A 23,715-nucleotide genomic window follows, 5' to 3' on the forward strand; every position below is an offset into this window, starting at 1 on the left:
AAGTATTTTTAGTTTTATTTTTTTGTTCCGTAAGTTACTCTCAGTTTTATTTCATTCGGGGTAACTGTTGTATCATTGTCTGCATTTGTAGGATCTGAACCAACAAATACTGTTCTTAAAGGTGAAAATGATCTTGATGTGTAAGTATATCCTGCTAAAGCACCAGAAGAATTTGGTAAAAATTGAGCAAGGTCAATTTTAAAATATTTATTACTGTAATTAACATTAGTAGTAGATTCTACGATGTCTTTAAGAGACTGGGTTACTGTAAAATCATAATAGGCAGGGTTTTTATCTGTATCATATGCTCTTACTGGAATAAATGTAGTTCCCAATGACGTATAATCTGATGTAAAAGCCGTAGTTTCTTTTCCGTCTGTTCCTTTATCCCTCTGTACAATTGTAAAATCAGAACTAGCCGGTTTGGGATAAGTGTTTGACCAAGTAGATTTATCGGTATAAATTCTGATTTTAGCACTTATAATTGCCGCTTTGTTGGTTTGATACAACTCTTTAAGCTTATCAATAGTAGCGACCGGGAATTTTACGCCAATCGAATTTCCACCCATCCCTTGAGCATATAGTTTTAAATCTCCGGTTGTAGTATTTCCGTTAGCATAGGTTTGAATTGCAGCTCCTGCTCTATCATACTCGTAGTAACCAGAATGCATATTTGATGCTTTTAAGTCGAAAGCATATTTCGTCTGAGGTCTTGTAGTTGCACCATTAGAATCAACCAAATCACTCTTATAGTACATGATTAATTCCATATCATTCGGATAAATCTGGAATAAGTAACCATCATTATTATTTACCGAAACTTTCAATCCTCTGAAATGTCTGATAAAGTTTGAAACATCACTCAATTCAGGTTGCCCTTTTTTATTAATAATTTTAGATTGAAAAACAGAATTTGACAATTTAATTCTCACCGCAGGTGCTGCAGAAGTAAACAATGCTGAATTATCAGAATCTTTTGTAATGGTAACTGAGCTTGCATTACCATCTGCGATTTCTTTTGAACCTAAAAGATCAGTATATGTTGCAAACTTCTTGTTAGAATACACAATATCATTAAAGCCATTCATAAAATCTGAAACTTCATGTACTTCAAGTGTAAGACTTTTCTTAGCTTTTCCAAATTTCGTAATAGGATATGTACTTACCACTTTTTTTGCATCTACATTTCCATCAGGATATATGTAATTCTCATCTGTTGTAGTTGCTTTAAGTGAATCTGTACGATAAACAGGCTTCACCACCAAAACAACAGAATCTACAACAGCATTAGTTCCAAAATCAGGATTATAAGTTGCCAATCTTACCTGAGTAAAATAAGATGCTCTCTGCATCCCAAACTGATTTTCATTAAAAGCACCCAGAACTGCTCTGGAAGAGGTAGAACTTGAACTTATCAAATCTAAAAGCTTAAAGGCATCAGATCTTATTGAATCGTTATTTTTGATATTATACGCAATAAGATCGTAGGAAGACTCAACTCCATTTGCTGCACCATCCAAAAATAATTGCTCGCCCAGAGAGTCCGGATCTGGTTCACAATTATAAACCAATGCACTACCCATAACCATTAAAGAAAGGATAGCGAAAATTTTTCTAATATTATAAATCATCAAAATGTATATTAATATAGTTTACTGATAGATTCTACATCCAAATATTCAGACTTTGAAGTAGAAGTTTCGTTAAATGCCTTATCAAGCTCGCCATTCAGGAACTCATCACCTTTTACCACTTCGTCAACGTAATTCATACTTTCAATCACGAAACTTTCGAAGCTAGGGTTAGTTAACGCATTTAAATCTGAAATATTATCGAATTTTAATTTCTCACCCACATTTCTGGCTAAAGGAGCATCCTTCTCATTATATAATGAAAGAACAATTTTAGCGTCTTTGAAGTAAGTATCAGATTTGTAGTAAGTTTTAAGATAAATAGGAACGAAAGAAGACATCCACCCATTCAAATGAATAACATCCGGAACCCAGTTTAGTTTTTTAATCGTTTCAATCACACCACGCGCAAAAAATATCGCTCTTTCGTCGTTATCTTCAAATGCCGCTCCTTCATCATCAAAATAATATTGTTTTCTTTTAAAGTACTCATCGTTATCAATAAAATAAACCTGAAGTCTTTCACCCGGTAAAGAAGCTACTTTAATAATTAAAGGCTGATCTAAATCGTTAATAATAATATTCATTCCCGAAAGGCGAATCACCTCATGAAGCTGAAACTTTCTTTCACTTATCTGTCCGAATCTTGGCATAAAAACTCTTACATCATTGCCTTCTTGGTGCATTTTAAATGCCATTTTATTTACCACCGCTGCTAAATTTGTATCTTCCTGGTAAGGGTACATCTCTGTGGTAATGTACAGTATTTTCTGATTGGGCATATAATTTTTTATATAATTTTAGATAATGCTTTAATTTGCAAAATTACGAAAAAACATTCAACATTATTCTAATTAACATTTTTTTACGATAGTTGTTGACATTAATGTAATAAAACTAAAAATGAATCCTTTAATATTTAGTATTTTTGAATTGTTATTAAAATAAACTATGGAAGTTCTAAAAAATAAAAAAACGCTTCAGGATTTCATTGAAAGACAGAAAGAAATGGGCAAAAAAATAGGTTTTGCACCAACAATGGGCGCCCTGCATGACGGGCATCTTTCTCTATATGAAGCAGCGAGAAAAGAAAATGACTTGGTAATTTCTTCAATTTTTGTTAATCCCACCCAGTTTAACAACGCTGAAGATTTAGAAAAATATCCAAGAGACCTCAATCGAGACCTCTCAATTCTTGAAAATTCAGGTTTAGTAGATGCTGTTTATCTTCCAGAGGTTGAAGATATTTATCCTGAAAAAACTGAAAGCCAACATTACAATTATGATGGATTGGAAAACGAGATGGAAGGAAAATCACGCCCGGGACATTTTGACGGGGTTGGAACCGTGGTTGAAGAGCTTTTCAGACAGGTAAAGCCGGATAACGCTTATTTTGGAGAAAAAGATTTCCAGCAACTGATGATTATTAAAAAAATGGTTGAGAAAAAGCAGCTTCGTATAAATATAAAAGGAGTAGATATTTTCAGAGCCAAAAACGGGCTAGCTTTAAGCTCCAGGAACCAACGTTTGACGGAACAAAGAAGAGATGATTCTAAAATTATTTTTGAAACATTAATCAGAGTTAAAGATGAGTTTAAAGATAAGTCTGTATCTGAGATAAAAGAGAGAGTAAATGAAATTTTCAGCAATCAGGAAAATATGGAATTGGAGTATTTTCTGATCGCTGATGAAAACACATTAAAAGAAATCAGCATAAAAGAAAACGGAAAGTCTTACAGAGCATTTATTGTGGTAAATGTAGACGGTGTGAGACTGATTGACAATATGCATTTGGACTGACATAAAAAATCAAAGGCTTCCTAACGGAAGCCTTTGAACACCAAATCACAAAATATTAATATGAAAAAAATTTACTTTTCAGTAAACTTGTGACCCGGCTGGGATTCGAACCCAGGACCCATACATTAAAAGTGTATTGCTCTACCAGCTGAGCTACCGAGTCGGTCACATAAAATTAATGACGACAAATATAAAATTATTTTTATATAATATCAACTATTAATTGAATATTTTTTGCAGTGCCTGCGACTGGATTCGAACCAGCACATCCTTAGGAAACCACCCCCTCAAGATGGCGTGTCTACCAATTTCACCACGCAGGCAAAAAAAATTACAAATCTGTAAGATTTTTTGCTAGTGACCCGGCTGGGATTCGAACCCAGGACCCATACATTAAAAGTGTATTGCTCTACCAGCTGAGCTACCGAGTCGGTCACTTTATTATCAAGTTTCAGTGTTAAGTAATGTCCCTTGTTTTTAGTGGTGCAAAGATAGGGCTTTTTTCATTATCTCAAAACTTTTTCGCAAATTTGTTTAAAATAAATTCATGATAATTTCACTGGTAGGATACATGGGAAGTGGCAAATCTCACATTTCCAAAATATTAAGCGATAAAATAAATTTCAAGTTAATTGACCTGGATAAAGAAATTTCCAGACGAAATAAGTTAACAATCTCTGAAATCTTCGATAAGAAGGGAGAAATTTACTTTAGAAAACTAGAAAGAGAAACTTTGGAAGAGATTTTGGCAGCTCAGGAAAACATCGTTCTGAGCTTGGGAGGCGGAACTCCGGCTTATTATAATAACATGGAAATTATTAATAATAATTCAAAAAGTATCTTTTTGAGAGCTTCAATCGAAACTTTATCGGAAAGAATTTTAAAACAAAAAGAAAAAAGACCGCTTATTGCAAAAATTTCTGATGAAGATTTACCCGAATTTATTGCAAAACATCTATTTGAACGAAATGTTTTTTACAGTAAAGCGCAATTCAGCATTAATACAGATAACAAAAATCCTGAAGATATTATCAACGAGATAACAGAAAAACTCTATCTCTAGAGTTTTTCTGTCTTAAATCTGTTTTTAATTAATCTTCTTTTTCAGAATCACTTCCGTCTTCGCCAAAGAAATCATCCCAATCTGTAAAATCTGCGGTGACATCATTTTCCACATAATCATCCATATCACGCCGGTCTTTCTTGGTAGGTCTTCCTTCGCCTCTGTTTCTGTAATATTCCTGAGACATCTTGCGCATCATTAATTGCTCATACTGATCTTTATCGGTAACATCTTTGATGTGAAGCGGAACTAATTTAGCGCCAATTCTGCTTTTAGGAATCTGAATGACTTTAATTTTATATTCAATCTGGTTTTTACGAATTTTAATAACATCTCCTTCTTTCACTTCTTTTGAGGACTTCACGACCGATGCTCCGACAGAAACTCTGTTCTTTTTTATTTCATCCGCAGATACCGATCTTGTTTTATAAAAACGAATACTCCACAAAAATTTATCTATTCTCATAATTTTTTATACTTTTGTCGTTATATTATTTGTAAAGTAATTAAAGTTTTTTAAATGAAAAAAATATTTTTGTATATCCTTGCAGGATCATTGTGTTTCGCAGCTTGTAAAAAGGATGATGAAGTGGAAACTTTCGTAGAACCGGAAGATATCAATGTAAGAAACTCTTATGATGAGCAGGCTATTCAGAAATTCATGGATAACAACTACTTAGATTCTAAGGGAAATATAAAAGCTTTCAGTAGCACAGATACTTCTGATGACAATGAGAAAAAGCTTTCTCAGTTAAGTCCTGTTACACTTCCTTCAGGAGTTATTTATATTAAAAGAGATGGAGCTCAACCTAATCCGGGAGTAGCAATTAATACAGATTCAAACTCAACTACAGCAAGCCTTATCAAAACAATGATAAGATCAAACTATTATCTTGCTACAGATACAGATGGAAACGTTTCGCTATCTTTATACGGAAGTCTGAATAATACACTTGATAGCAGCGGATCTCCTTTAACAGACCCTAGATATTATTATGTAAAAAAATCTGTTTTGGATGCTGCAACAACAGATATTGCTAAACAAAGAAGTTATTATGAAATCCCTGGTTTTAAAGAGGGACTGAAATACTTTAATGGATTTCAAAATCTTCCAAACAGCGATTTACCAAATTTACAGGGTGTGATAATCGTTCCATCTAAAGCTGCATTTGCAAGAAATGAAAATTATTACGGACTTAAAAACATAACCTTTGTCTTTAATTTCCAAATTTACAATACAGAAACAAGACCTGCAGATTTACAATAATCTTAATTTAGATATAAAAAACGGCTTCAAAATATTTTGAGGCCGTTTTCGTTTTTATTTGTCTGCTTATCTCACATTTCCAAGAATATCCGGAAAATATGTATCTGAAAGATGTTCAAATTCATCACCTCTCATGAACATGGATGCGTCGACTTCCTCGTAAGAATTTCTTCCTGCTGCTGCAATTAATTCATTACAAGTATGAAGTGTATTTTTATGAAAATGATATACTCTCTCCGCTTTATCGGTAACATCTAGTCCTTTTATCAACATTTTATCCTGAGTCGCAACACCGGTCGGACAATTGTTATTATTACATCTCAAAGCCTGAATGCAACCCAAAGCAAACATAAATCCTCTCGCATTATTGCACATATCGGCTCCCATTGCAACCGCCCTCAGAATATCTAAACTTGTCAAAACTTTCCCGCTTGCAATTACTCTTAATTTATCTCTTAAATTATAATTTCTCAGCGTTCTATTAACGAAAATCAAGGCTGGTTCTAAAGGCATTCCTACTCCATCAGAAAATTCCGGAGGTGCAGCTCCGGTTCCTCCTTCTGCGCCGTCAATTGTAATAAAATCAGGATAGATTTTCAAAACATTCATTTGCACACAAATATCTTCAAACTCTTTGGTATCGCCAATACATAATTTAAATCCGACAGGTTTTCCACCTGATAATTCTCTTAATTGCTGTACAAAATGTAACAATCCTGCGGCATCCGAAAAAGAAGAATGCGAAGGCGGAGAAACAATTGTAAGACCAGGTTGCACGTGACGGATTTTCGCAATTTCCGGTGTATTTTTCACGCCTGGTAAAACTCCTCCATGACCTGGTTTGGCACCTTGAGATAATTTAATTTCAATCATTTTCACACTGGGTAGTGTAGAATATTTTGTAAACAGTTCAGGATTAAATTTTCCTTCTTCATCTCTGCAGCCAAAATATCCTGTCCCGATTTGCCAGCAAAGATCACCGCCTTCCAAATGATGCGGAGAAATTCCACCTTCACCTGTATTATGATAGAAATTTCCTCTTTTTGCACCTCTGTTTAAAGAAATCTGAGCTCTGTCACTCAACGCCCCAAAACTCATTGCTGAAATATTAAATAATGATGCATGGTAAGGTTGTGTACATTGTTCACCCCCTACCAAAACTCTCGGAAGCTCTTCTTTTGGAGATTTAGCATAAATAGAATGCTTAATCCCTTCATATTTTCGGTGATTGACTTCTAATTGAGTTCCAAAAGGAACGGTATCGCTTAAATTTTTCGCCCGTCTGTAAACTGCCGAACGCTGATTTCTGGGAAAAGGCTTTCCATCGGTTTCTCTTTCAATGAAATATTGCTGCATTTCAGGAGAAATACCCTCAAAAAAATACCTGAAATATCCTAAAACAGGAAAATTTCTTAAAATTGCGTGTTTACTTTGATAAGCATTGTAAACACCTAGAGCATAAATAGTCGCTAAAAGTGTAGGAATCCAATAATGCGCTTTGATCAGCAATGACACCGCCAAGGTCGCCAATACCAATACAATTCCCCAAGATAAAAATTTATCTCTCATAAGAATGTAGATTTAAAAATGTTAATGAATAAATTTAGTAGAAATTTAGCAGAAAGACTAAGCTTTTGCTAAAAAACTCTCGTAAGAAGAATGCACAGAAACCGTGCCATCCGGCAGGATTTTTTCTAATTTTAAACATTCAATCTGATTAACAGAAGATTGATCAAAATCTTTTTGCACTCTCACATAGTTTTCGGTGAAGCCAAACATTTTTCCGTCTTTATCTTCGTGTTCCCAAAGTACAGGAAGAGTTTTCCCAAGCTGGTTTTGATAAAATGCCATCTTTTTCTTTTCAGATAAGATTCTGAGCATTTTATTGCGTTTTTTTCTTTCAGGAATCGGAACAACGCCTTCCATACCAACAGCCTCTGTATTTTCTCTTTCAGAATAGGTGAATACATGAAGATAAGTTATCGGAAGATTATTCAGAAAATTATACGTTTCCATAAATAATTCTTCAGTTTCTCCCGGAAAACCTACAATTACATCCACCCCAATTGCTGCATCGGGCATTACTTCACGAATTTTATTGACTCTGTCGCTGTATAGTTTCGTTAAATAACGACGCTTCATTTTTTTCAGTAAATCATCGCTTCCCGATTGTAAAGGAATATGAAAATGCGGAACGAAACTTTTGCTTTTAGAAACCAATTCGATGCTTTCGTCTTTTAAAAGATTCGGTTCGATGGAAGAAATACGGATTCTTTCAATCCCTTCAACTTCATTCAATTCTGAAATTAAATCTAGAAAAGTATGTTCGTGTCTTTTATTTCCAAATTCTCCTTTACCATAATCCCCAATATTTACACCGGTTAAAACAATTTCTCTGATGTCTTTCGCAGCAATTTCTTTGGCATTTTTTATCACATTCTCGATGGTGTCTGAACGTGAAATTCCTCTTGCTAACGGAATCGTACAATAGGTACATTTGTAATCGCAACCATCCTGAACTTTCAGAAAAGCTCTGGTTCTGTCGCCAATAGAATAACTTCCGATGAAAAAATCGGTTTCTTCAATCTCACAAGAATGTACAACCCCTTCACTTTCAGATTTTTCTAAATCATCAAGATAACTTAGAATATTGAATTTCTCTTTGGCACCCAAAACCAAATCAACACCGGTAATTTGTGAAATTTCTTCGGGTTTTAGCTGAGCATAACATCCAACCACCACCACCAAACCTTCAGGATTGGCTTTCATCGCTCTTTTTACGTGAAGTTTACATTCACGGTCTGCATTTTCGGTAACCGAACAGGTATTGATGACATAAATATCTGCTTTCTCATCAAAACTCACCTTATCATAACCTGCATCTGTTAATTGACGGGCAATAGTAGAAGTTTCCGCAAAATTTAATTTGCAGCCAAGAGTATGGAATGCGGCAGTTCTGTGAAAGTGAGACATTTATTGATACTGAATTTTGTGGGTGCAAAGATAATCAATTTAATATGAATAGTAAATTGATTGAATCTATTGTTTGTATTCATCATAAATTTCCGGATTGTGAAAATTTATCTTTCATTTCAGAATTAAAATCATCAGATTTATTTCTTGCAATGGAGAGCGTTTTCCAATCTTCATCTTTCATCATTTTAGCGATAAAAACAATCTGTCCGACATGATAAGGATAATGTGCCAACTGACGAAAAACCGCATCAATTACAGAATGTGCCTCGTTTCGGATATAAATTGTTGATTGCAGATTTTCATCATTAATTTGTTTCAAAGCATCGAAAAGATACTTCCAGCCTTTTTCCCAATAGTCTAAAACCTCAGCTTTCGTTTTAAAAGTATTAATGAATTCTTCATCTCTGTTTCGCCAGGATTTTTCGCCGTCTTCTGTCAGAAAATTTGTCCATCTTGATAACATATTTCCAGCAATATGTTTTACAATAATGGCAATTGAGTTGCTTTCTCCATTGAATTGCCAAAAAATATGCTCATCTGAAAGCTGCTCAAACGACTTGTCACCAAGCATTTTGTAATACTCAAAACGTTTTAAAAATAAGTCTTGCATTTTATTTTATTTAAAACCAATTTAGCATTTTTAACGTATATGATTGTAAATTGCAGCCTATGAATTGTAAGATAAGCCATTTTATGCAGGATTTGAACTCCTTAAATCTTCAGGAACTTGAAAAATGGTTTAATGATGAAACTGTAATCTGGATTCCGCCCGCTAAAGAAGTTTCAGGAAAAACCCGTATTTTGGCATTATTCAGAGCTATTTTCAGACGATATGAAAAAATCGAATGGAATGTTTCTGAAATTTTCAATTTGGGAAATGATAAATATTTTTATTTAACTGATTCTTTAGGAAATCTTTCCGGAAGAGATTCATACAGAAATCAAATTTGTACAATCATACAGTTTTCTGAATCTGGAAAAATTCTCTATTTATCTGATTATTTCAAAGATACTGAAGCATTCAGCTAAAAAAAGCCATCTCTTTTGGAAATGGCTTTTACTATATTAAAATATTCAAAATTACTCTCTGTTTTTTACTAATACCCAACCTGTATATTTAATTGGTGTACCTTTTTTATCATTTTCATTCCATGAAACAGAATACCAGTAACTTCCTGTAGGAACTTTCTTGTTTGCTGACGTTCCGTCCCATTTATAATTATTGAATTTATCTGCCTGGAAAATCCTGTTTCCGTATCTGTCAAAGATATTAAAGGTTAAATTTTGTTTATTTGCTAAAGCCGAATAATCGATAACGTCATTAATTCCGTCTCCGTTCGGAGTAATCACATTAATAAGATTCGGAACAACAATACCAATTTCCATCGGTTCACAATCATAAGAATCTTTTACATAAATCTTATGATCGCCTCGTTTCATATTTGTAAATACATTAGAATCCTGCCAAGCAACTCCATCCATTGAATATTGGTAAGGAGCTGTTCCTCCGTTCACATTAACTGTAGCCGTTGCATTAGAAATATCAACACTTGTAATCACAGGTTGTTCTGAAGGATAAACTTTTACCATTTGAAGAGCAATACAATCGCCGGTTTTTAATTTTACCCAATAAGTTCCGACACCAACACCAGAAATAATTTGAGTTGTCGCTCCGGTACTCCACTCATATCCGCTGAATCCTGATCCTGCATCCAAAGTCGTTCTGTCTTCTATACAAATTGTTTTATCTTTCAAAACTGTAGAATACACCAGAGGAATAACTTCCAGCGTAATTTTTGCAATACCAAAACAACCGTTCGCATCGGTTACTCTTACATAAACAATTGCATTTGGAGAGATATAATTTGTGAAAGGCAATATTTGGTTTGTATCATTTGTGGCATCAGCTAGAGACGGGTAATATTTTTTTGTTGTTCCGGCTTGTGCAGTTACATTCGCTGTTGTAAGATTAAAGGAAGCTGTTTTCAGATCCGGATCTATTGTACAAAATCTTAAAGTAGCGTCATTTACGACAACTTCAGGATAAAAACTAAGTGTAATTACTGCCGTATCTGAACAACCATCACCGGTTTTTACCAAAGCATAAACCGTTCCTTCCGCAGACTGATGCTGATTAGGATTAGAAATTTGCCCTGTTCCTGCGTTTAAATTTGCCAATGAAGGATAATATGTGGTGGTAACAGTTAACGAGCCTGTATAAATATTTGCTGTTGTTAAATTAAAGATCCCTTGTCCTTGTTTATTATTATTACAGGCAAAGATCGTTACGTCATTTGCGGTGATATTTCCTAATTTAAATTTAAATGCACCAATTTGTCGGCAAGAATTAAGGGCATTATTTGGATTTGCAGGATCTTCATAATGAATACTGTAATAATAAGTTGTTGCTGTATTTACAATGATAGGTGCGGTAATCGGGCTTGCTCCCGAAAGTGCATTATTTTGAGTTGTATGATAAGAAATCGTAAAGTTTGGGTTTCCATTTAAAATTCCTGCACTTAATGTACTGAAATCAAACAAAGCAGGACTTGAGCAAATAAGAATCTCACGAGGATCTGCAGGATTTACAGCAGGAATTCCCGGAGGAACAAATGGGTTTGGCTGCAGTGCAGGGTTTGTAAAAGGTGACGCTAAAGTTGCCGTTCCGCCCCAAGTTAAAGAAAATGGAGCTGTTGTTGTACTTCCCGCTCCTACCCAATTGTCTATAAATAGATAATAAGTTTGTCCTGCAACAACATCTAAATACTGACAGTAAGGAGTTGCGGAACCTCCTGTTGCACTTATCACAGTACTCGTCATATTCATACCGGTAGAAGCTCCCACACCAATTACGGTTGCTGCATTACAGCGGATAGGTGAACCAAGGTTTCCGCAAACTGCATTAGGACCAAAAATAGCCCAATCATAATCTGCTCCGGAATTGGTAGGAACTAAATCAAATGTAAGCGTTCCACTTGTTGCAATGGTGATTTTGTACCAAATAGAATTATGTTCTCCAGAAGTGATACAGTCACCAATTGTTTCACTTACCAAACCTACGCCTGTAGGATTGTATGTTATACTGGAATTTCCGCAAACTGCTAAAGCTGTTGCGCAATCTGCTTGTGAATAAAATGTCTGAGAAATACAAAAAAGAATAAAAAGTAGAGTTTTTTTCATGTCTAATTTGGTTATTAAGTTTAAAGTCATTCAAATATAGCAATTTTTAATTAAAATCACCAAATATTGACAAAATGAAAAAATTTAGCAACGAAAAACTTATTTAATTAAATTTTTTACACCAAATCTACAAAACTACTTAATACTCGTTATATTACCACAAAGATTTTCGAGGTGGAAAATCTTATGAAAAGGACTTTTTACTTCATGTAAATGTTCTTTATCCTGAATGAAAGTATATCGTGATGCAATAGAATTCATATCCGAAACAATAACCAACCAACACTCATCAACAGACGTGTCATAGTAAGGAAATTTCTCATTCTTTTTTTCAATCAGTTCTAAAATTTTCTCAGAACACAATTCATCAAAAAGATTCATATTATACTCATGAGTAATAAAAACATTTCTGCGGTGGAAAGATTTTCTGATGGATTTTACACAACCAAAAGGCTTTGCTTTTTTAATGCTTTTATAAATATTCAAAATAATTTCCTGTTGGTTTTCGAGAGAATCAAACTTGATGCTGTGGTGGAATTCTAAAAAATAAACACCACGATATTTCGTAGTGTCTTCCTGTTCCAATAATATTTCTGCCTGACGGAAAATTTTGTTTAAATTGCTTTCCATCTTTTTCATTTCAAGATGGTTGATCACTTCGGTTAACTCGATTCCTATTTTTTTGTCGTTGAGCTTGGCGATAAAGTCAGGACTTTCGCAGGTAAAATTTTCAAAGGTAACTTCCGGAAAATGATGCATAAAAGAATTAAGCAACAAAATTTCCGTTTTTTTCTTATACTTTTCGCGGTCATGAAGCTTTGATTCATCTATTTTACGATGATACTTTTCTATCGGCTTTTTTTTCAAATGCCGGTTGAGATAGTACAAACTGAGACTTTTGATCAAGTCTTCATCCGAAAATGCTTTTTTCATGTTGCCTTTTTTTAAGATTAATAATGACACATGGTTTTCACGGCTGGTTCGAAAGTTTTTGATTATCAAAAATTTACGTATTAAATATATGAAATTAAAGAATACGTTTACGTAAAAAGAAAAAATTTAAACTTCATTTAATATTTAATTCTTCATTTGAATTTTTATCTTTGAATAAACATCTGACAACAAAATAGAGAAGCTGTTTAAATAAAAAGTAAACATTCAATAAAGATGAGTAACTTTATATAGTAGGCATAGTTTTTTCAATACTGTCTTTGGATTAAAAAATTAAAATTTAACAATAACACACACTAATGGATTTTAAAAATTTTCAGATGCCTTTCAGCATCAACCCAAAATACTCTAAAAAAGTTGCGTATTTTTCAATGGAATTCGCCTTAGAGCAGGTTTTAAAAATCTATTCTGGCGGACTTGGGTTTTTGGCAGGTTCTCACATGAGAAGTGCCTATAATTTAAACCAAGATCTTATCGGAATCGGAATTCTATGGAAATTCGGTTACTACGATCAGGCAAGAAATCATGATCAGACTTTGCAACCGACATGGACAAAAAAAATGTACAGTTTTCTGGAAGATACCGGAATGAAGTTTCAAATTGAAATTCACAGCGCACCGGTTTGGGTAAAAGTCTGGTATCTAGATCCCGAAATTTTCAACACGGCACCAATGTTTTTCCTTTCAACTGATGTTCCGGAAAACGACCATATTTCAAAAACAATCTGTCACAGATTATACGACGCCAACGAATCGACGAAACTGGCCCAATATATTTTACTTGGAAAAGGCGGTGCAAAACTTCTGGATGAAATGAATATCGAAAGAGACATCTATCATCTGAATGAAGCTCACGGACTTCCCGCTGCGTTCCATTTACTGAAAAAATATAACGGAAACATTCAAAAAGTAAAAGAAAAACTGGTTTTCACGACACATACTCCTGAAGAAGCCGGAAATGAAAAACACAACCTGAAATTATGCTACGATATGTCTTATTTTTCAGGTTTTAGTATGGAAGAAGCGAAGCAGATTGAAGGTTCGGATGGCGAATTATTCAATCATTCACTTTGTGCTTTAAAAATGGCAAGAATTGCGAATGGCGTTTCACAGCTTCATGGTGAAGTTTCACGGGCAATGTGGAGCAAATATCCCGGTATTTGCGAAATAAAATCAATTACCAATGCTCAGGAATTCAAATATTGGGGTGATAAAGAATTATACAATTCTAAAGACGAAAACAACGATACTCTTTTCGACTACAGAAAGAAAATTTTAAAGAAAAGATTATTCAAAATTGTCGCAGATCAAACCGGAAATTTATTTGATCCAAATGTTTTCACTATCGTTTGGGCAAGACGATTTGCCGGGTATAAAAGAGCAGACTTGCTTTTACACGATAAAGAAAGATTCAGAAAGTTATTAAATAATCCAAAATATCCGGTGCAGATTATTTGGGCGGGAAAACCTTACCCGATGGATTATTCTTCGATTTCTATGTTTAATGTTTTGGTTGAGGAAAGTAAAAATCACAAAAATATGGCGGTTCTTACGGGTTATGAACTTTCACTAAGCAAATCTTTGAAACAGGGTTCAGATTTATGGTTAAATAATCCAAGAGTTCCGAGAGAAGCTTCAGGAACTTCAGGAATGACCGCCGCAATGAATGGTTCTATCAATCTTTCAACAGATGATGGCTGGATTCCTGAGTTTGCAAAACATGGAGAAAACGCTTTCGTGGTTCCAAAAGCAGATTATTTAAACATGAGTATTTACGAACAGGATAATTATGATTTGAATAAACTATATGAAATTTTAGAAAATGAAATTCTTCCGACCTACTACGATCAGCACGATAAATGGAGAAAAATCCAGCATAATTCGATGAAAGACGTGAAAGATAATTTCAACAGTGATAGAATGGCAGATGAATATTACAGCATCATGTATAACAAATAAAAACAAAAACCGTGAAATTGATTTCACGGTTTTTGTTTTTATCATTTTAAGATTTTAAAGTAGAAACCCCAATTTCGTAAACATCTGCATGTTTCAAATATTTCGAGCGTTCTCTCGATGTTACAGATTCTAGATGATCATTTTTAATAACAATTATCGGATCTTCTGCATTTTCAATTTCAAAACTGGCAAAATATCTCTCTTCAGGGCCTGTTTTATCCTGATTGGCTTTTATTTTCTGAAGTTCATCTGCGTATTGTTTAAAACCGGGATCAGAAGAATGAATAAATTTATATTCCGGCCCTGCTTCTACATGATAATGTAGTTTTTTTTCAATTAATCCAGCTTCATCAGTCAGTTGAGGATTATCATTTCCGTCTTTAAAAGCCACTTCTACCAACTTTCCGCCTTCGTTTTGACTGTAATTTTCAGCTTCGTTAAAATTAGAAAATCCAGTAAAAATGATTTGATCTTCCAATTCATAACGGTTTAATTTTTTGTTGTCTTCTTTCGTTTCCATAATTAATTTCTTTGATGAAAAACAATATTCAATTTTTTTGCCAAAATACTTCCGATATAGCTTTTTAAATTTGGTTTAATAAAATTATTATCTTTGGATTTCTTTAAAATTCGAAATGAAAAAATTCATACTTACCCTTTCAGTTCTTGCTGCATTTCAAAGTATTTCTGCGCAGGAAATTACATTAGATAAAATATATTCAGGATATTACCGTGGAAAAGGCATTGCCGGAATCACTTCTATGAAAAACGGTGAAAATTATCTGGTTATCGAACAAGGCGGAATCGCAAAATATTATTACAAAACCTCCCAAAAAGAAGGCAATCTGGTTGACGGAAATTTCGAAAGCTATGAATTTTCTGATGATGAAGCTAAAATTTTACTTTTAAAAGAAAGCCAGCCGATTTACAGACATTCTTTTTTAGGAAAATATGACATTAAAGATTTAAAATCAGGAAAAACGGTTAGTCTGAATGAAGGAAAAGCCGTTCAGGAACCGAGATTTTCACCGGATGCCACGAAAATTTCTTTCATTGTTGATAACAATTTGTTTTATCAGGATTTAAATTCAGGAAAGATCACTCAGATCACAGAACACGGCGTAAAAAATAAAGTATTGAACGGTTTGGCAGACTGGGTTTATGAAGAAGAATTCGGCCATGCAAGATTATATGAATGGACGAAAAATTCTGCTGACATTTTATTTGTAAAATTAGTTGAAACTGATGTTCCTGAAATCTACATTCCAATTTATGGAAAGTCGCTTTATCCTACTGAAATGCGTTACAAATATCCGAAAGCCGGAGAAAAAAACTCGGTAGCTTCTGCACATATTTATCATTTGGCAGACGGGAAAAAGACGAAAGTTAATTTAGACAGTTTTAAAAATTATTACATTCCGAATGTGATTCAAACTTCAAATCCGGATGAAATTGTTTTGATTACTTCACAAAGAACGCAGAATGCTTCTGATGTTTTAAAAGTAAATACAAAAACAGGTCAGACAACAAAACTGTTTACGGAAAGCGACGACAAATGGATTGATACAGACAATGTTACTCTAGAATTTTTAGAAGACAATTCTTTCCTGTGGGCATCTGAAAGAGACGGTTTCCGCCATCTGTACTGGTATGATAAAGACGGAAAACTGAAAAAACAGGTTACGAAAGGAAATTGGGAAGTAACAGAATATTACGGTTACAATCCTAAATCTCAAGAGATTTTTGTTCAGACTACAGAAAAAGGAAGCATTAATAAAGTAGTTTCTAAAATCAATATTCAGACCGGAAAATCTCAGTTGATTTCTAATACAGATGGAAATAACTCGGCAAATTTCAGCAAAAACTATAATTACTTCATCGAAACTTCTTCTACAGCTGCAAAACCATACACTTTTGTACTGAAAGACGGCAATGGAAAACAGTTGAAAGAACTTCAGAATAATGATGACCAGCTTAAAAAATTACAATCTGATAATTTTTCAGTAAAAGAATTCATTACGATTCCAAATGCAGCAGGAGACCAGATGAACGCTTGGATTATTAAGCCTAAAAACTTTGATAAAAACAAGAAATATCCTTTGTTCATGTATCAATATTCCGGACCAGGATCTCAACAGGTTGCCAATTCGTGGGACAACGGAAATGCACTTTGGTTTGAAATGCTGGCTCAGAAAGGGTACATCATTGCATGTGTTGACGGTCGTGGAACAGGTTATAAAGGAGCAAAATTTAAAAAAGTTACGTTTAAAAACTTAGGAAAATACGAAATAGAAGACCAAATTACAGCTGCAAAATGGTTTGGAAATCAATCATATATCGACAAATCAAGAATAGGAATTTTCGGATGGAGTTTTGGAGGTTACATGGCGAGTTTAGCTTTAACAAAAGGAGCTGATGTTTTCAAAACAGGAATCGCTGTAGCACCCGTTACAAACTGGAGATATTATGATTCTGTTTATACAGAAAGATTTTTATTGACACCACAGGAAAATCCGGCTGGATATGATGATAATTCTCCGACAACGTATGCGAATTTATTGAAAGGAAAGTTCCTTTTAATACACGGAACCGCCGATGACAACGTACATTTCCAAAATTCTATGGAATTTTCTGAAGCTTTGATTCAAAACAAAAAACAGTTCGAATTCATGGCTTATCCTGATAAAAACCACGGAATTTACGGTGGACAAACAAGACCGCAATTGTACCAGAAAATGACAAATTTTATTTTGGAGAATTTGTAAGGAGATGGATGTTGGAAGATGGATGCTGGAAGTAAAAAATCACTCAGAATTTGAGTGATTTTTTTATTTTCTGGATTTCCATTGTTCTGGATTTCTGGAAGTATGAAAAACGGAATATATTTCAATTATTTTTTTTCTTCATTGTAGAAATAGTGAATTCCAAACGGAAATTTTTTTAAGTATGCAATTCTAAAATTTTCATATCTGATTTCACAAACTAAAGGATTTTCTGAAATGTATTTTACTTTTTCTTTGAAATCGCTTAAGAATAGCCGGATTAGTTTCTTATTTCTTTCGTTATACCAATCAGCAATCTGTGTTAAATCGAAATCAGCATTTTCAGTAATAACCACTTTAGTTTTTTTCATTCAATAATTTTTTCTCAAAATTTTCGATAAAATCATCAAATTCAAGAAGTGATTCAGGATTTTCTTTTGCATATTGCATTCTTCTTCTCACCTCTTCTTTTTGCCATTCGGGAACTGAAAAATCTTCTTCTATTGTGATAGAAATAGGTTTCTTTTTATATGCAGCTTTTATACTTTTTATCAAATCTTCATTAATTTCGTCAGCTGATGATAAATGAAATATTGTATTCATAATTTTATTTTACTCAAAGTTAATAAAATTCGATTATTATCTTAAAAATTTTATATTTGTGAAATTGTAAAAATCTTATTCATGAAAACCAAACATCCCAAAGGCCTTCCCTATCTATTTTTCACAGAAATGTGGGAGCGTTTCGGCTATTATCTTATCCTCGGAATTTTTGTACTGTATATGATCGACAGTGAAAAAGGCGGATTGGCTTTTGACGATAAAAATGCAGACGATATTTTCGGAACGTTTATCGCATTGACTTATTTAACGCCATTTTTGGGCGGATTTTTAGCCGACAGAGTTTTAGGATACATCAAAGCAATTTACATTGGCGGTTTTTTGATGGGATTAGGTTATCTCGGAGTTGGCTTGTTTAAAGAGTTACCGCTTTTTTATGCATCATTAGCTTTAATCATCATCGGAAACGGATTCTTTAAGCCAAGTATTTCTACACTTTTAGGGAATTTATACAACGAAGAACCTTATAAAGCCAATAAGGATGCAGGTTACAATATTTTCTACATGGGAATCAACATTGGTGCCTTTGTCTGTAACATCATCGCTGCTTTTATGCGAAATAAATACGGATGGGGACCAGCTTTCATGACTGCAGGAGTCGGAATGTTTGTGGGTTTATTGGTTTTTACCATTGGAAAAAGACATATCATTCAGGCAAATATCTTAAAACCTGCACAGGATGGCGATACTAAAATCTCTGATGTTTTAATAAAAGTATTTTTACCGGCAGTAATATTCGGATTGATTGGCTGGTTTATTCCAAATAACATTTTCGGAAGTGACAGCACAGATGCATTTATTTTTGCTTGTATTCCTGTCATTTATTTTTACGTCATGCTGTATGTAAAAGCTAATGCGGAAGACAAAAAACCAATTGGTGCATTACTGGCAATTTTTGCAGTGAGCTTAATGTTTTGGGCTGTTTTCAAACAAAATGGAACAGCTTTAACACGATGGGCAAATTATTATACAGATAGAACCGTACCCGCTCCCTTAGAAAAACCTTTGGAAGCCATTTTCCTGGTTGATAAAAAAGATTACTTGGATAAAGAGGTTTCAGTTTATGACAACCAATATCAAACTATAAAAGACGCTTCAGGAAAGCCTAAAAAAGAGCAAGGAAAAGATATTTATTTCAGAAATGTTTCTGCGGCCGACAAAGCAAAACTAGAAGCGAATCCATCACAATCTATTAATCTTTACAATACTGAGTTATTTCAATCCATCAACCCGGGTTGGGTAATTTTATTAACTCCGGTTGTGGTTGCATTTTTCATGATGCTTCGTAAAAAAGGAAAAGAACCAAGTACGCCTTCTAAAATTGTTTTGGGATTATTTATTTCTGCACTATCATGTTTGGTAATGGTGGGAGCTGTTTATGCCGGACAAAATGGTTTGGTAAAAGTTTCTGCTTTATGGCTTGTTGCAGCTTATGGAGTAATTACGGTGGGAGAACTTTGTCTTTCACCAATGGGATTATCTTTGGTTTCAAAACTTTCCCCACCAAGATTAACCGCTTTAATGATGGGCGGGTTTTTCCTTTCCACATCAATCGGCAACAAACTTTCAGGAGTTTTAGCAAGCTTTTGGTATGATTATGACAACAAAGCTAATTTCTTTATTGTAAACTTCGGTTTATTGCTTTTAGCAACTTTATTAGGTTTATCAATTTTAAAAAGGCTTAATAAAATCATGAAAGAAAAAGGTGTAAACTAATTTCACATAAAAATTACAACAATTAGAGGCTGTTTCACTTTTGAGACAGTCTCTTTTATTTAAAAATAAAATTAAAACCTTGTCAAAAACACAAAAAAAACTATATTTGTGGGTCTTAACAAAAATTTAACAAGTATATATGGATACAGCACAAAAGAAAGGACATCCTAAAGGTTTGTGGGTTCTATTCGGAACCGAAATGTGGGAGCGTTTCAATTTCTACGGGATGAGAGCAATCTTAACTCTATTTATGGTAAATGCTTTGCGTTTAGGTGAATCTAATGCTTCCATCATTTATGGAGGATTTTTAGCTTTATGTTATTTAACACCACTTTTAGGTGGCTTTATTGCTGATAAATTCTTAGGAAATAGATATTGTATACTTTTAGGAGGAACATTGATGGCTATCGGTCAGTTTTTACTCTTCTACAGCGCAACTATATTCGACACTGGGCTGGAAACTTCTAAAATAGCATTCTGGCTAGGTTTATTGGTTATTATTTTTGGTAACGGATTCTTCAAACCCAATATTTCATCAATGGTTGGAAGCTTATATCCTGCGCAGGAAAAATCAAAATTAGATTCTGCTTTCACCATTTTTTATATGGGAATTAATATTGGCGCATTATTAAGTCAATATTTTGTTCCAATCATTGCAGATGTTGTTGATCAAGATGGGCAGAGAGATATTTTTGTATTCAAATGGGGATATTTAGCTGCAGGTATTGCAATGGTTTTGGGAACTTTAATATTTTTATTATTAAAAGACAAATATGTTGTTGATCCAGATGGAAAACCAATTGGTGGATTACCTTCAAAGTCATCAAATAAAGAAGAAGAAGATGGAGAAAAAGCAAAATTCTCTTCGGCATCTTTAGGTATTACAGGTATTTTATTTATAGTTCTATTTTTTGTTTTCAGATATCTTCATGTAAATGAAGTATTTTTCAGCAAATTTGAAATTGGAAGTTTAGTAAAAGGGATTATTTATCCAATCATCTACGCTTCAGGTATTTCATTAGCAATTCTTATCTTACTTGACAAAGCATTAACTAAAATTGAAATTCAAAGAATATTAGTAATTTATATTGTTTCATTTTTTATTATTTTCTTTTGGGCTGCTTTTGAGCAAGCAGGTTCTTCTTTGACGTTTATTGCAGATAATCAAACAGATAGAACATTTCTATTTGGTTGGAAAATGCCTGCATCTATGGTACAGATTTTCAACGGTTTATTTGTTGTTATTTTAGCAGTTCCATTTAGTATTCTTTGGGATAAATTAAGAGCAAAAGGAAAAGAACCCGTATCACCACTTAAGCAAGCAATGGGGTTAGCATTAATTGCTCTTTCTTATTTCATTATTGCTTACAATGTAAAAGATTTAGGAAACAGTGGTCTTTTGGCTATCAAATGGTTAGTATTACTATATTTCATTCAAACTTGTGGTGAACTTTGTCTTTCCCCTATCGGCTTATCTTTAGTTGGAAAATTATCTCCAAAAAGATTTGCTTCTCTTTTATACGGAGTATTCTTCATTTCCAATGCTGCAGGTTATGCTTTAGCAGGAACATTAGGGTCTATCTTGCCTGCAACTGGTGATAAATTTTTAGCTGCCGAAAAGCAGGGTATTGATTTACAAGCTGTTTTAGATAAAAAACATGACGCATCCGGAAAGGAATTGTTTATCTTAGCTCAATATGATCTTGCTAAAGTTGATAAAGAAAAACTAGATCACACAGGAATCAAATTAAATGAAGCTATTGAAAAAAATAATAAAACCATTAATGAAATAAAAAAAGCAGATAAAAAAGCGGAAATAAAACCAGACCAGTTGGCATATCCTTCTGAAGCCGAGTTATCTAAACTTAAATCAGACAATGTGATTACTGTAGAATATAATTCGTTTGCTGGGTTTACAATTCATAATTTGTTTGAATTTTTTATGGTTTTTGTGGTTCTTTGCGGTATAGCAGCTGTAATTTTAGCCCTTATTTCACCAATTTTAAAGAAAATGATGCACGGAGTAAACTAAACTCTTTAACATTACATCATATAAACCTCTGATTTTTCAGAGGTTTTTTTTACATTCGTATTATGGAAATTTTGTTCTAAGTTACCTTAACATATGTAAATTAGAATATATCTTTGAATTGTTGACACAATGCCTCAATAATTCAGTTGGACAATTTTTTAATATCAAAAATCTTCTGCATAGATTCGTGATACTGTGAGTCACAAATCAATTATAAATAATCATTCATCAATTATAACTCATGAACCTAACTCTCGACGAAATACAAAACTTCAAAGGAAAATATCCTAAACAAATCTGGTCACTTTTTTTCTCCGAAATGTGGGAACGATTCTGTTTCTACGGAATGCGCGGAATGCTTGTTTTCTTTATGATTTCGCAATTAAACTTTCATGAAAAAGAAGCTAATTTGCAATACGGAGCAACTCAGGCATTTGTTTATGCATTCACTTTCGTAGGCGGACTTTTTGCGGATAAAATCTTAGGATTCAGGAAATCTCTTTTTTGGGGCGGGCTTCTAATGATCATCGGAAGCTTAATTCTTGCCACAGACCCGCATAAATTTTTCTTTTTAGGAATAGCTTTTACCGTTGTAGGAACAGGTTTCTTTAAACCCAATATCTCTTCAATGGTCGGGCAGCTTTACAAACCCAATGATTCAAGAGCTGATGCAGGGTTTTCACTTTTCTATGCAGGAATAAATCTTGGAGCATTATTGGGAGGATATTTATGCATCGCAATAGGTAAAGGTGAGCTTTTTTCCAGCATCATTACCGAAGATATGAGATGGCATATTGCTTTTGGTCTAGCTGCAATTGTAATGGTTATTAGTTTAATTAATTTTGTTTTCACACAGAGAAGTTTAGGAACAATCGGGCTTCAGCCAGGGCATCCTGCAAATGAAACCAAATCTGCTCCAATGCCAAAATGGAAAGAATACGGAGTTTATATTTTGTCATTAATCCTTATTCCGATCATTATGAAAATGGTCTCAGTTCCCGAGTATACAGACTATTTCATGTGGACTGTAGGACCGTTGACTTTGATCTATCTTTTCTTTGAGATGTCAAAAGTAACGACTGCAGAAAGAAACAAACTTTGGGCAGCCTTGATCTTTATATTATTTTCTATTTTATTCTGGGGAATTTACGAGCAAAGTGGTGGTTCATTAAGTATTTTTGCGGCTAAAAATTTGAATAAAGACCTTTTAGGTTTAGATCCGAATGGGGTTAACAATTCCGGTGGCGCATTTTTCATCATTTTCCTAGCGCCGCTGCTTGGTTTATTATGGATTTGGATGAGCAAACGAAAAATTGAACCCAATACTATTATTAAATTTGGTTTAGGTTTTATCTTTTTAGGATTGGGATATTATGTTTTGTTTGCCACAAGATTATTTGCCGATTTACAGGGAATTACCTCATTAAACTTCTTTACATTAGCTTTATTGGTCATCACTTTGGGAGAATTATGTCTTTCTCCTATCGGTTTATCAATTATGACTAAACTTTCTACCAAAAATCTTCAGGGAATGATGATGGGAATGTGGTTTCTCGCCTCAGCTTACGGCCAGTATGTTGCAGGAATTATAGGAGCTGGTTTAGCCGACACAAAAGAAGGTTCTACAAATTATGATGCTCTTATCACCTACACAGATGGCTATAAACAACTTGGGCTTTACGCTGTAATTGCCGGTGTGGTATTAATTTTGATAGCTCCGTGGGTGAAGAAACTCATGCAGGAAGTTCGGTAATGAGT

General features: G+C 33.9%; 20 protein-coding genes and 3 tRNA genes. 9 read left to right on the forward strand and 14 right to left on the reverse strand.

Annotated features, from left to right (window positions below; translation table 11 throughout):
* Positions 1-14 precede the first annotated feature (14 nt).
* Positions 15-1,631 (reverse strand): DUF4270 family protein, encoded by a 1,617-nt coding sequence (locus ACOOWA_RS14170; RefSeq protein WP_421376157.1) that lies wholly within the window; start codon positions 1,629-1,631, stop codon positions 15-17.
* Between the two features lie 11 nt (positions 1,632-1,642).
* Positions 1,643-2,413, reverse strand: coding sequence for a glycogen/starch synthase (locus ACOOWA_RS14175; protein ID WP_421376159.1), 771 nt, complete (start codon positions 2,411-2,413; stop codon positions 1,643-1,645).
* 169 nt (positions 2,414-2,582) lie between these two features.
* On the opposite strand from ACOOWA_RS14175, the gene panC reads away from it, so the two are divergent.
* Positions 2,583-3,431: a pantoate--beta-alanine ligase gene (panC, locus tag ACOOWA_RS14180; RefSeq protein WP_421376161.1), complete on the forward strand. Its 849-nt coding sequence runs from the start codon at positions 2,583-2,585 to the stop codon at positions 3,429-3,431.
* A 90-nt stretch (positions 3,432-3,521) separates the two neighbouring features.
* Here the strand turns inward: panC and ACOOWA_RS14185 are convergent.
* From ACOOWA_RS14185 to ACOOWA_RS14195, 3 genes are all read right to left on the reverse strand, one after another.
* A tRNA-Lys gene (locus ACOOWA_RS14185) sits at positions 3,522-3,594 on the reverse strand.
* A gap of 77 nt (positions 3,595-3,671) precedes the next feature.
* Positions 3,672-3,754: transfer RNA gene (locus ACOOWA_RS14190), tRNA-Leu, on the reverse strand.
* 35 nt (positions 3,755-3,789) lie between these two features.
* Positions 3,790-3,862, reverse strand: a tRNA-Lys gene (locus ACOOWA_RS14195).
* Between the two features lie 116 nt (positions 3,863-3,978).
* Between ACOOWA_RS14195 and ACOOWA_RS14200 the strand changes: the two genes are divergently transcribed.
* Entirely contained in the window at positions 3,979-4,494 is a 516-nt protein-coding gene (locus ACOOWA_RS14200) for a shikimate kinase (protein ID WP_421376163.1), read from the forward strand.
* Between the two features lie 28 nt (positions 4,495-4,522).
* On the opposite strand, the gene ACOOWA_RS14205 is transcribed toward ACOOWA_RS14200, so the two are convergent.
* Positions 4,523-4,960, reverse strand: a complete 438-nt coding sequence (locus ACOOWA_RS14205) for an RNA-binding S4 domain-containing protein (RefSeq protein WP_421376165.1) — start codon at positions 4,958-4,960, stop codon at positions 4,523-4,525.
* Between the two features lie 54 nt (positions 4,961-5,014).
* Between ACOOWA_RS14205 and ACOOWA_RS14210 the strand changes: the two genes are divergently transcribed.
* The gene (locus ACOOWA_RS14210; protein ID WP_421376167.1) at positions 5,015-5,761 is read left to right on the forward strand and encodes a hypothetical protein; all 747 of its coding nucleotides are present in this window, start codon (positions 5,015-5,017) and stop codon (positions 5,759-5,761) included.
* Positions 5,762-5,827: 66 nt separating this feature from the next.
* Here ACOOWA_RS14210 and ACOOWA_RS14215 read toward each other — a convergent pair whose 3' ends face one another.
* From ACOOWA_RS14215 to ACOOWA_RS14225, 3 genes are all read right to left on the reverse strand, one after another.
* Positions 5,828-7,330: an FMN-binding glutamate synthase family protein gene (locus ACOOWA_RS14215; protein ID WP_421376169.1), complete on the reverse strand. Its 1,503-nt coding sequence runs from the start codon at positions 7,328-7,330 to the stop codon at positions 5,828-5,830.
* Between the two features lie 57 nt (positions 7,331-7,387).
* Positions 7,388-8,734, reverse strand: coding sequence for a tRNA (N(6)-L-threonylcarbamoyladenosine(37)-C(2))-methylthiotransferase MtaB (gene mtaB / locus ACOOWA_RS14220; RefSeq protein ID WP_421376171.1), 1,347 nt, complete (start codon positions 8,732-8,734; stop codon positions 7,388-7,390).
* 82 nt (positions 8,735-8,816) lie between these two features.
* On the reverse strand, positions 8,817-9,347 hold the full coding sequence (locus tag ACOOWA_RS14225; protein ID WP_421376173.1) for a DUF1572 family protein: 531 nt from the start codon (positions 9,345-9,347) through the stop codon (positions 8,817-8,819).
* A gap of 59 nt (positions 9,348-9,406) precedes the next feature.
* Between ACOOWA_RS14225 and ACOOWA_RS14230 the strand changes: the two genes are divergently transcribed.
* Complete coding sequence (locus ACOOWA_RS14230) at positions 9,407-9,766, forward strand: nuclear transport factor 2 family protein (RefSeq protein WP_421376174.1); 360 nt, start codon at positions 9,407-9,409, stop codon at positions 9,764-9,766.
* Positions 9,767-9,817: 51 nt separating this feature from the next.
* Here the strand turns inward: ACOOWA_RS14230 and ACOOWA_RS14235 are convergent, their stop codons facing one another.
* Complete coding sequence (locus ACOOWA_RS14235; protein WP_421376175.1) at positions 9,818-11,917, reverse strand: T9SS type B sorting domain-containing protein; 2,100 nt, start codon at positions 11,915-11,917, stop codon at positions 9,818-9,820.
* A gap of 135 nt (positions 11,918-12,052) precedes the next feature.
* Positions 12,053-12,850, reverse strand: a complete 798-nt coding sequence (locus tag ACOOWA_RS14240) for a hypothetical protein (protein ID WP_421376177.1) — start codon at positions 12,848-12,850, stop codon at positions 12,053-12,055.
* 317 nt (positions 12,851-13,167) lie between these two features.
* On the opposite strand from ACOOWA_RS14240, the gene glgP reads away from it, so the two are divergent.
* Entirely contained in the window at positions 13,168-14,826 is a 1,659-nt protein-coding gene (glgP, locus tag ACOOWA_RS14245) for an alpha-glucan family phosphorylase (RefSeq protein ID WP_421376179.1), read from the forward strand.
* Positions 14,827-14,872: 46 nt separating this feature from the next.
* Here the strand turns inward: glgP and ACOOWA_RS14250 are convergent, their stop codons facing one another.
* Entirely contained in the window at positions 14,873-15,346 is a 474-nt protein-coding gene (locus tag ACOOWA_RS14250; RefSeq protein ID WP_421376181.1) for a hypothetical protein, read from the reverse strand.
* Between the two features lie 115 nt (positions 15,347-15,461).
* Between ACOOWA_RS14250 and ACOOWA_RS14255 the strand changes: the two genes are divergently transcribed.
* Positions 15,462-17,591, forward strand: coding sequence for a S9 family peptidase (locus ACOOWA_RS14255; RefSeq protein WP_421376183.1), 2,130 nt, complete (start codon positions 15,462-15,464; stop codon positions 17,589-17,591).
* A gap of 125 nt (positions 17,592-17,716) precedes the next feature.
* Here the strand turns inward: ACOOWA_RS14255 and ACOOWA_RS14260 are convergent, their stop codons facing one another.
* Together ACOOWA_RS14260 and ACOOWA_RS14265 are read right to left on the reverse strand one after the other, a co-directional pair.
* Positions 17,717-17,959, reverse strand: a complete 243-nt coding sequence (locus ACOOWA_RS14260; RefSeq protein WP_421376184.1) for a hypothetical protein — start codon at positions 17,957-17,959, stop codon at positions 17,717-17,719.
* Positions 17,946-18,191, reverse strand: a complete 246-nt coding sequence (locus ACOOWA_RS14265) for a hypothetical protein (protein WP_421376186.1) — start codon at positions 18,189-18,191, stop codon at positions 17,946-17,948. The genes ACOOWA_RS14260 and ACOOWA_RS14265 overlap by 14 nt, the downstream gene beginning before the upstream one ends.
* 81 nt (positions 18,192-18,272) lie before the next feature.
* Between ACOOWA_RS14265 and ACOOWA_RS14270 the strand changes: the two genes are divergently transcribed.
* From ACOOWA_RS14270 to ACOOWA_RS14280, 3 genes are all read left to right on the forward strand, one after another.
* Positions 18,273-19,925, forward strand: coding sequence for a peptide MFS transporter (locus tag ACOOWA_RS14270; RefSeq protein ID WP_421376187.1), 1,653 nt, complete (start codon positions 18,273-18,275; stop codon positions 19,923-19,925).
* A gap of 139 nt (positions 19,926-20,064) precedes the next feature.
* Positions 20,065-21,957, forward strand: a complete 1,893-nt coding sequence (locus ACOOWA_RS14275; protein ID WP_421376189.1) for a peptide MFS transporter — start codon at positions 20,065-20,067, stop codon at positions 21,955-21,957.
* A 241-nt stretch (positions 21,958-22,198) separates the two neighbouring features.
* A complete protein-coding gene (locus ACOOWA_RS14280) occupies positions 22,199-23,710 on the forward strand; it encodes a peptide MFS transporter (protein ID WP_421376191.1) in 1,512 nt (503 codons plus the stop codon).
* Positions 23,711-23,715 lie beyond the last annotated feature (5 nt).

Source organism: Chryseobacterium sp. GP-SGM7, assembly GCF_049166575.1.
Lineage (GTDB): Bacteria > Bacteroidota > Bacteroidia > Flavobacteriales > Weeksellaceae > Chryseobacterium.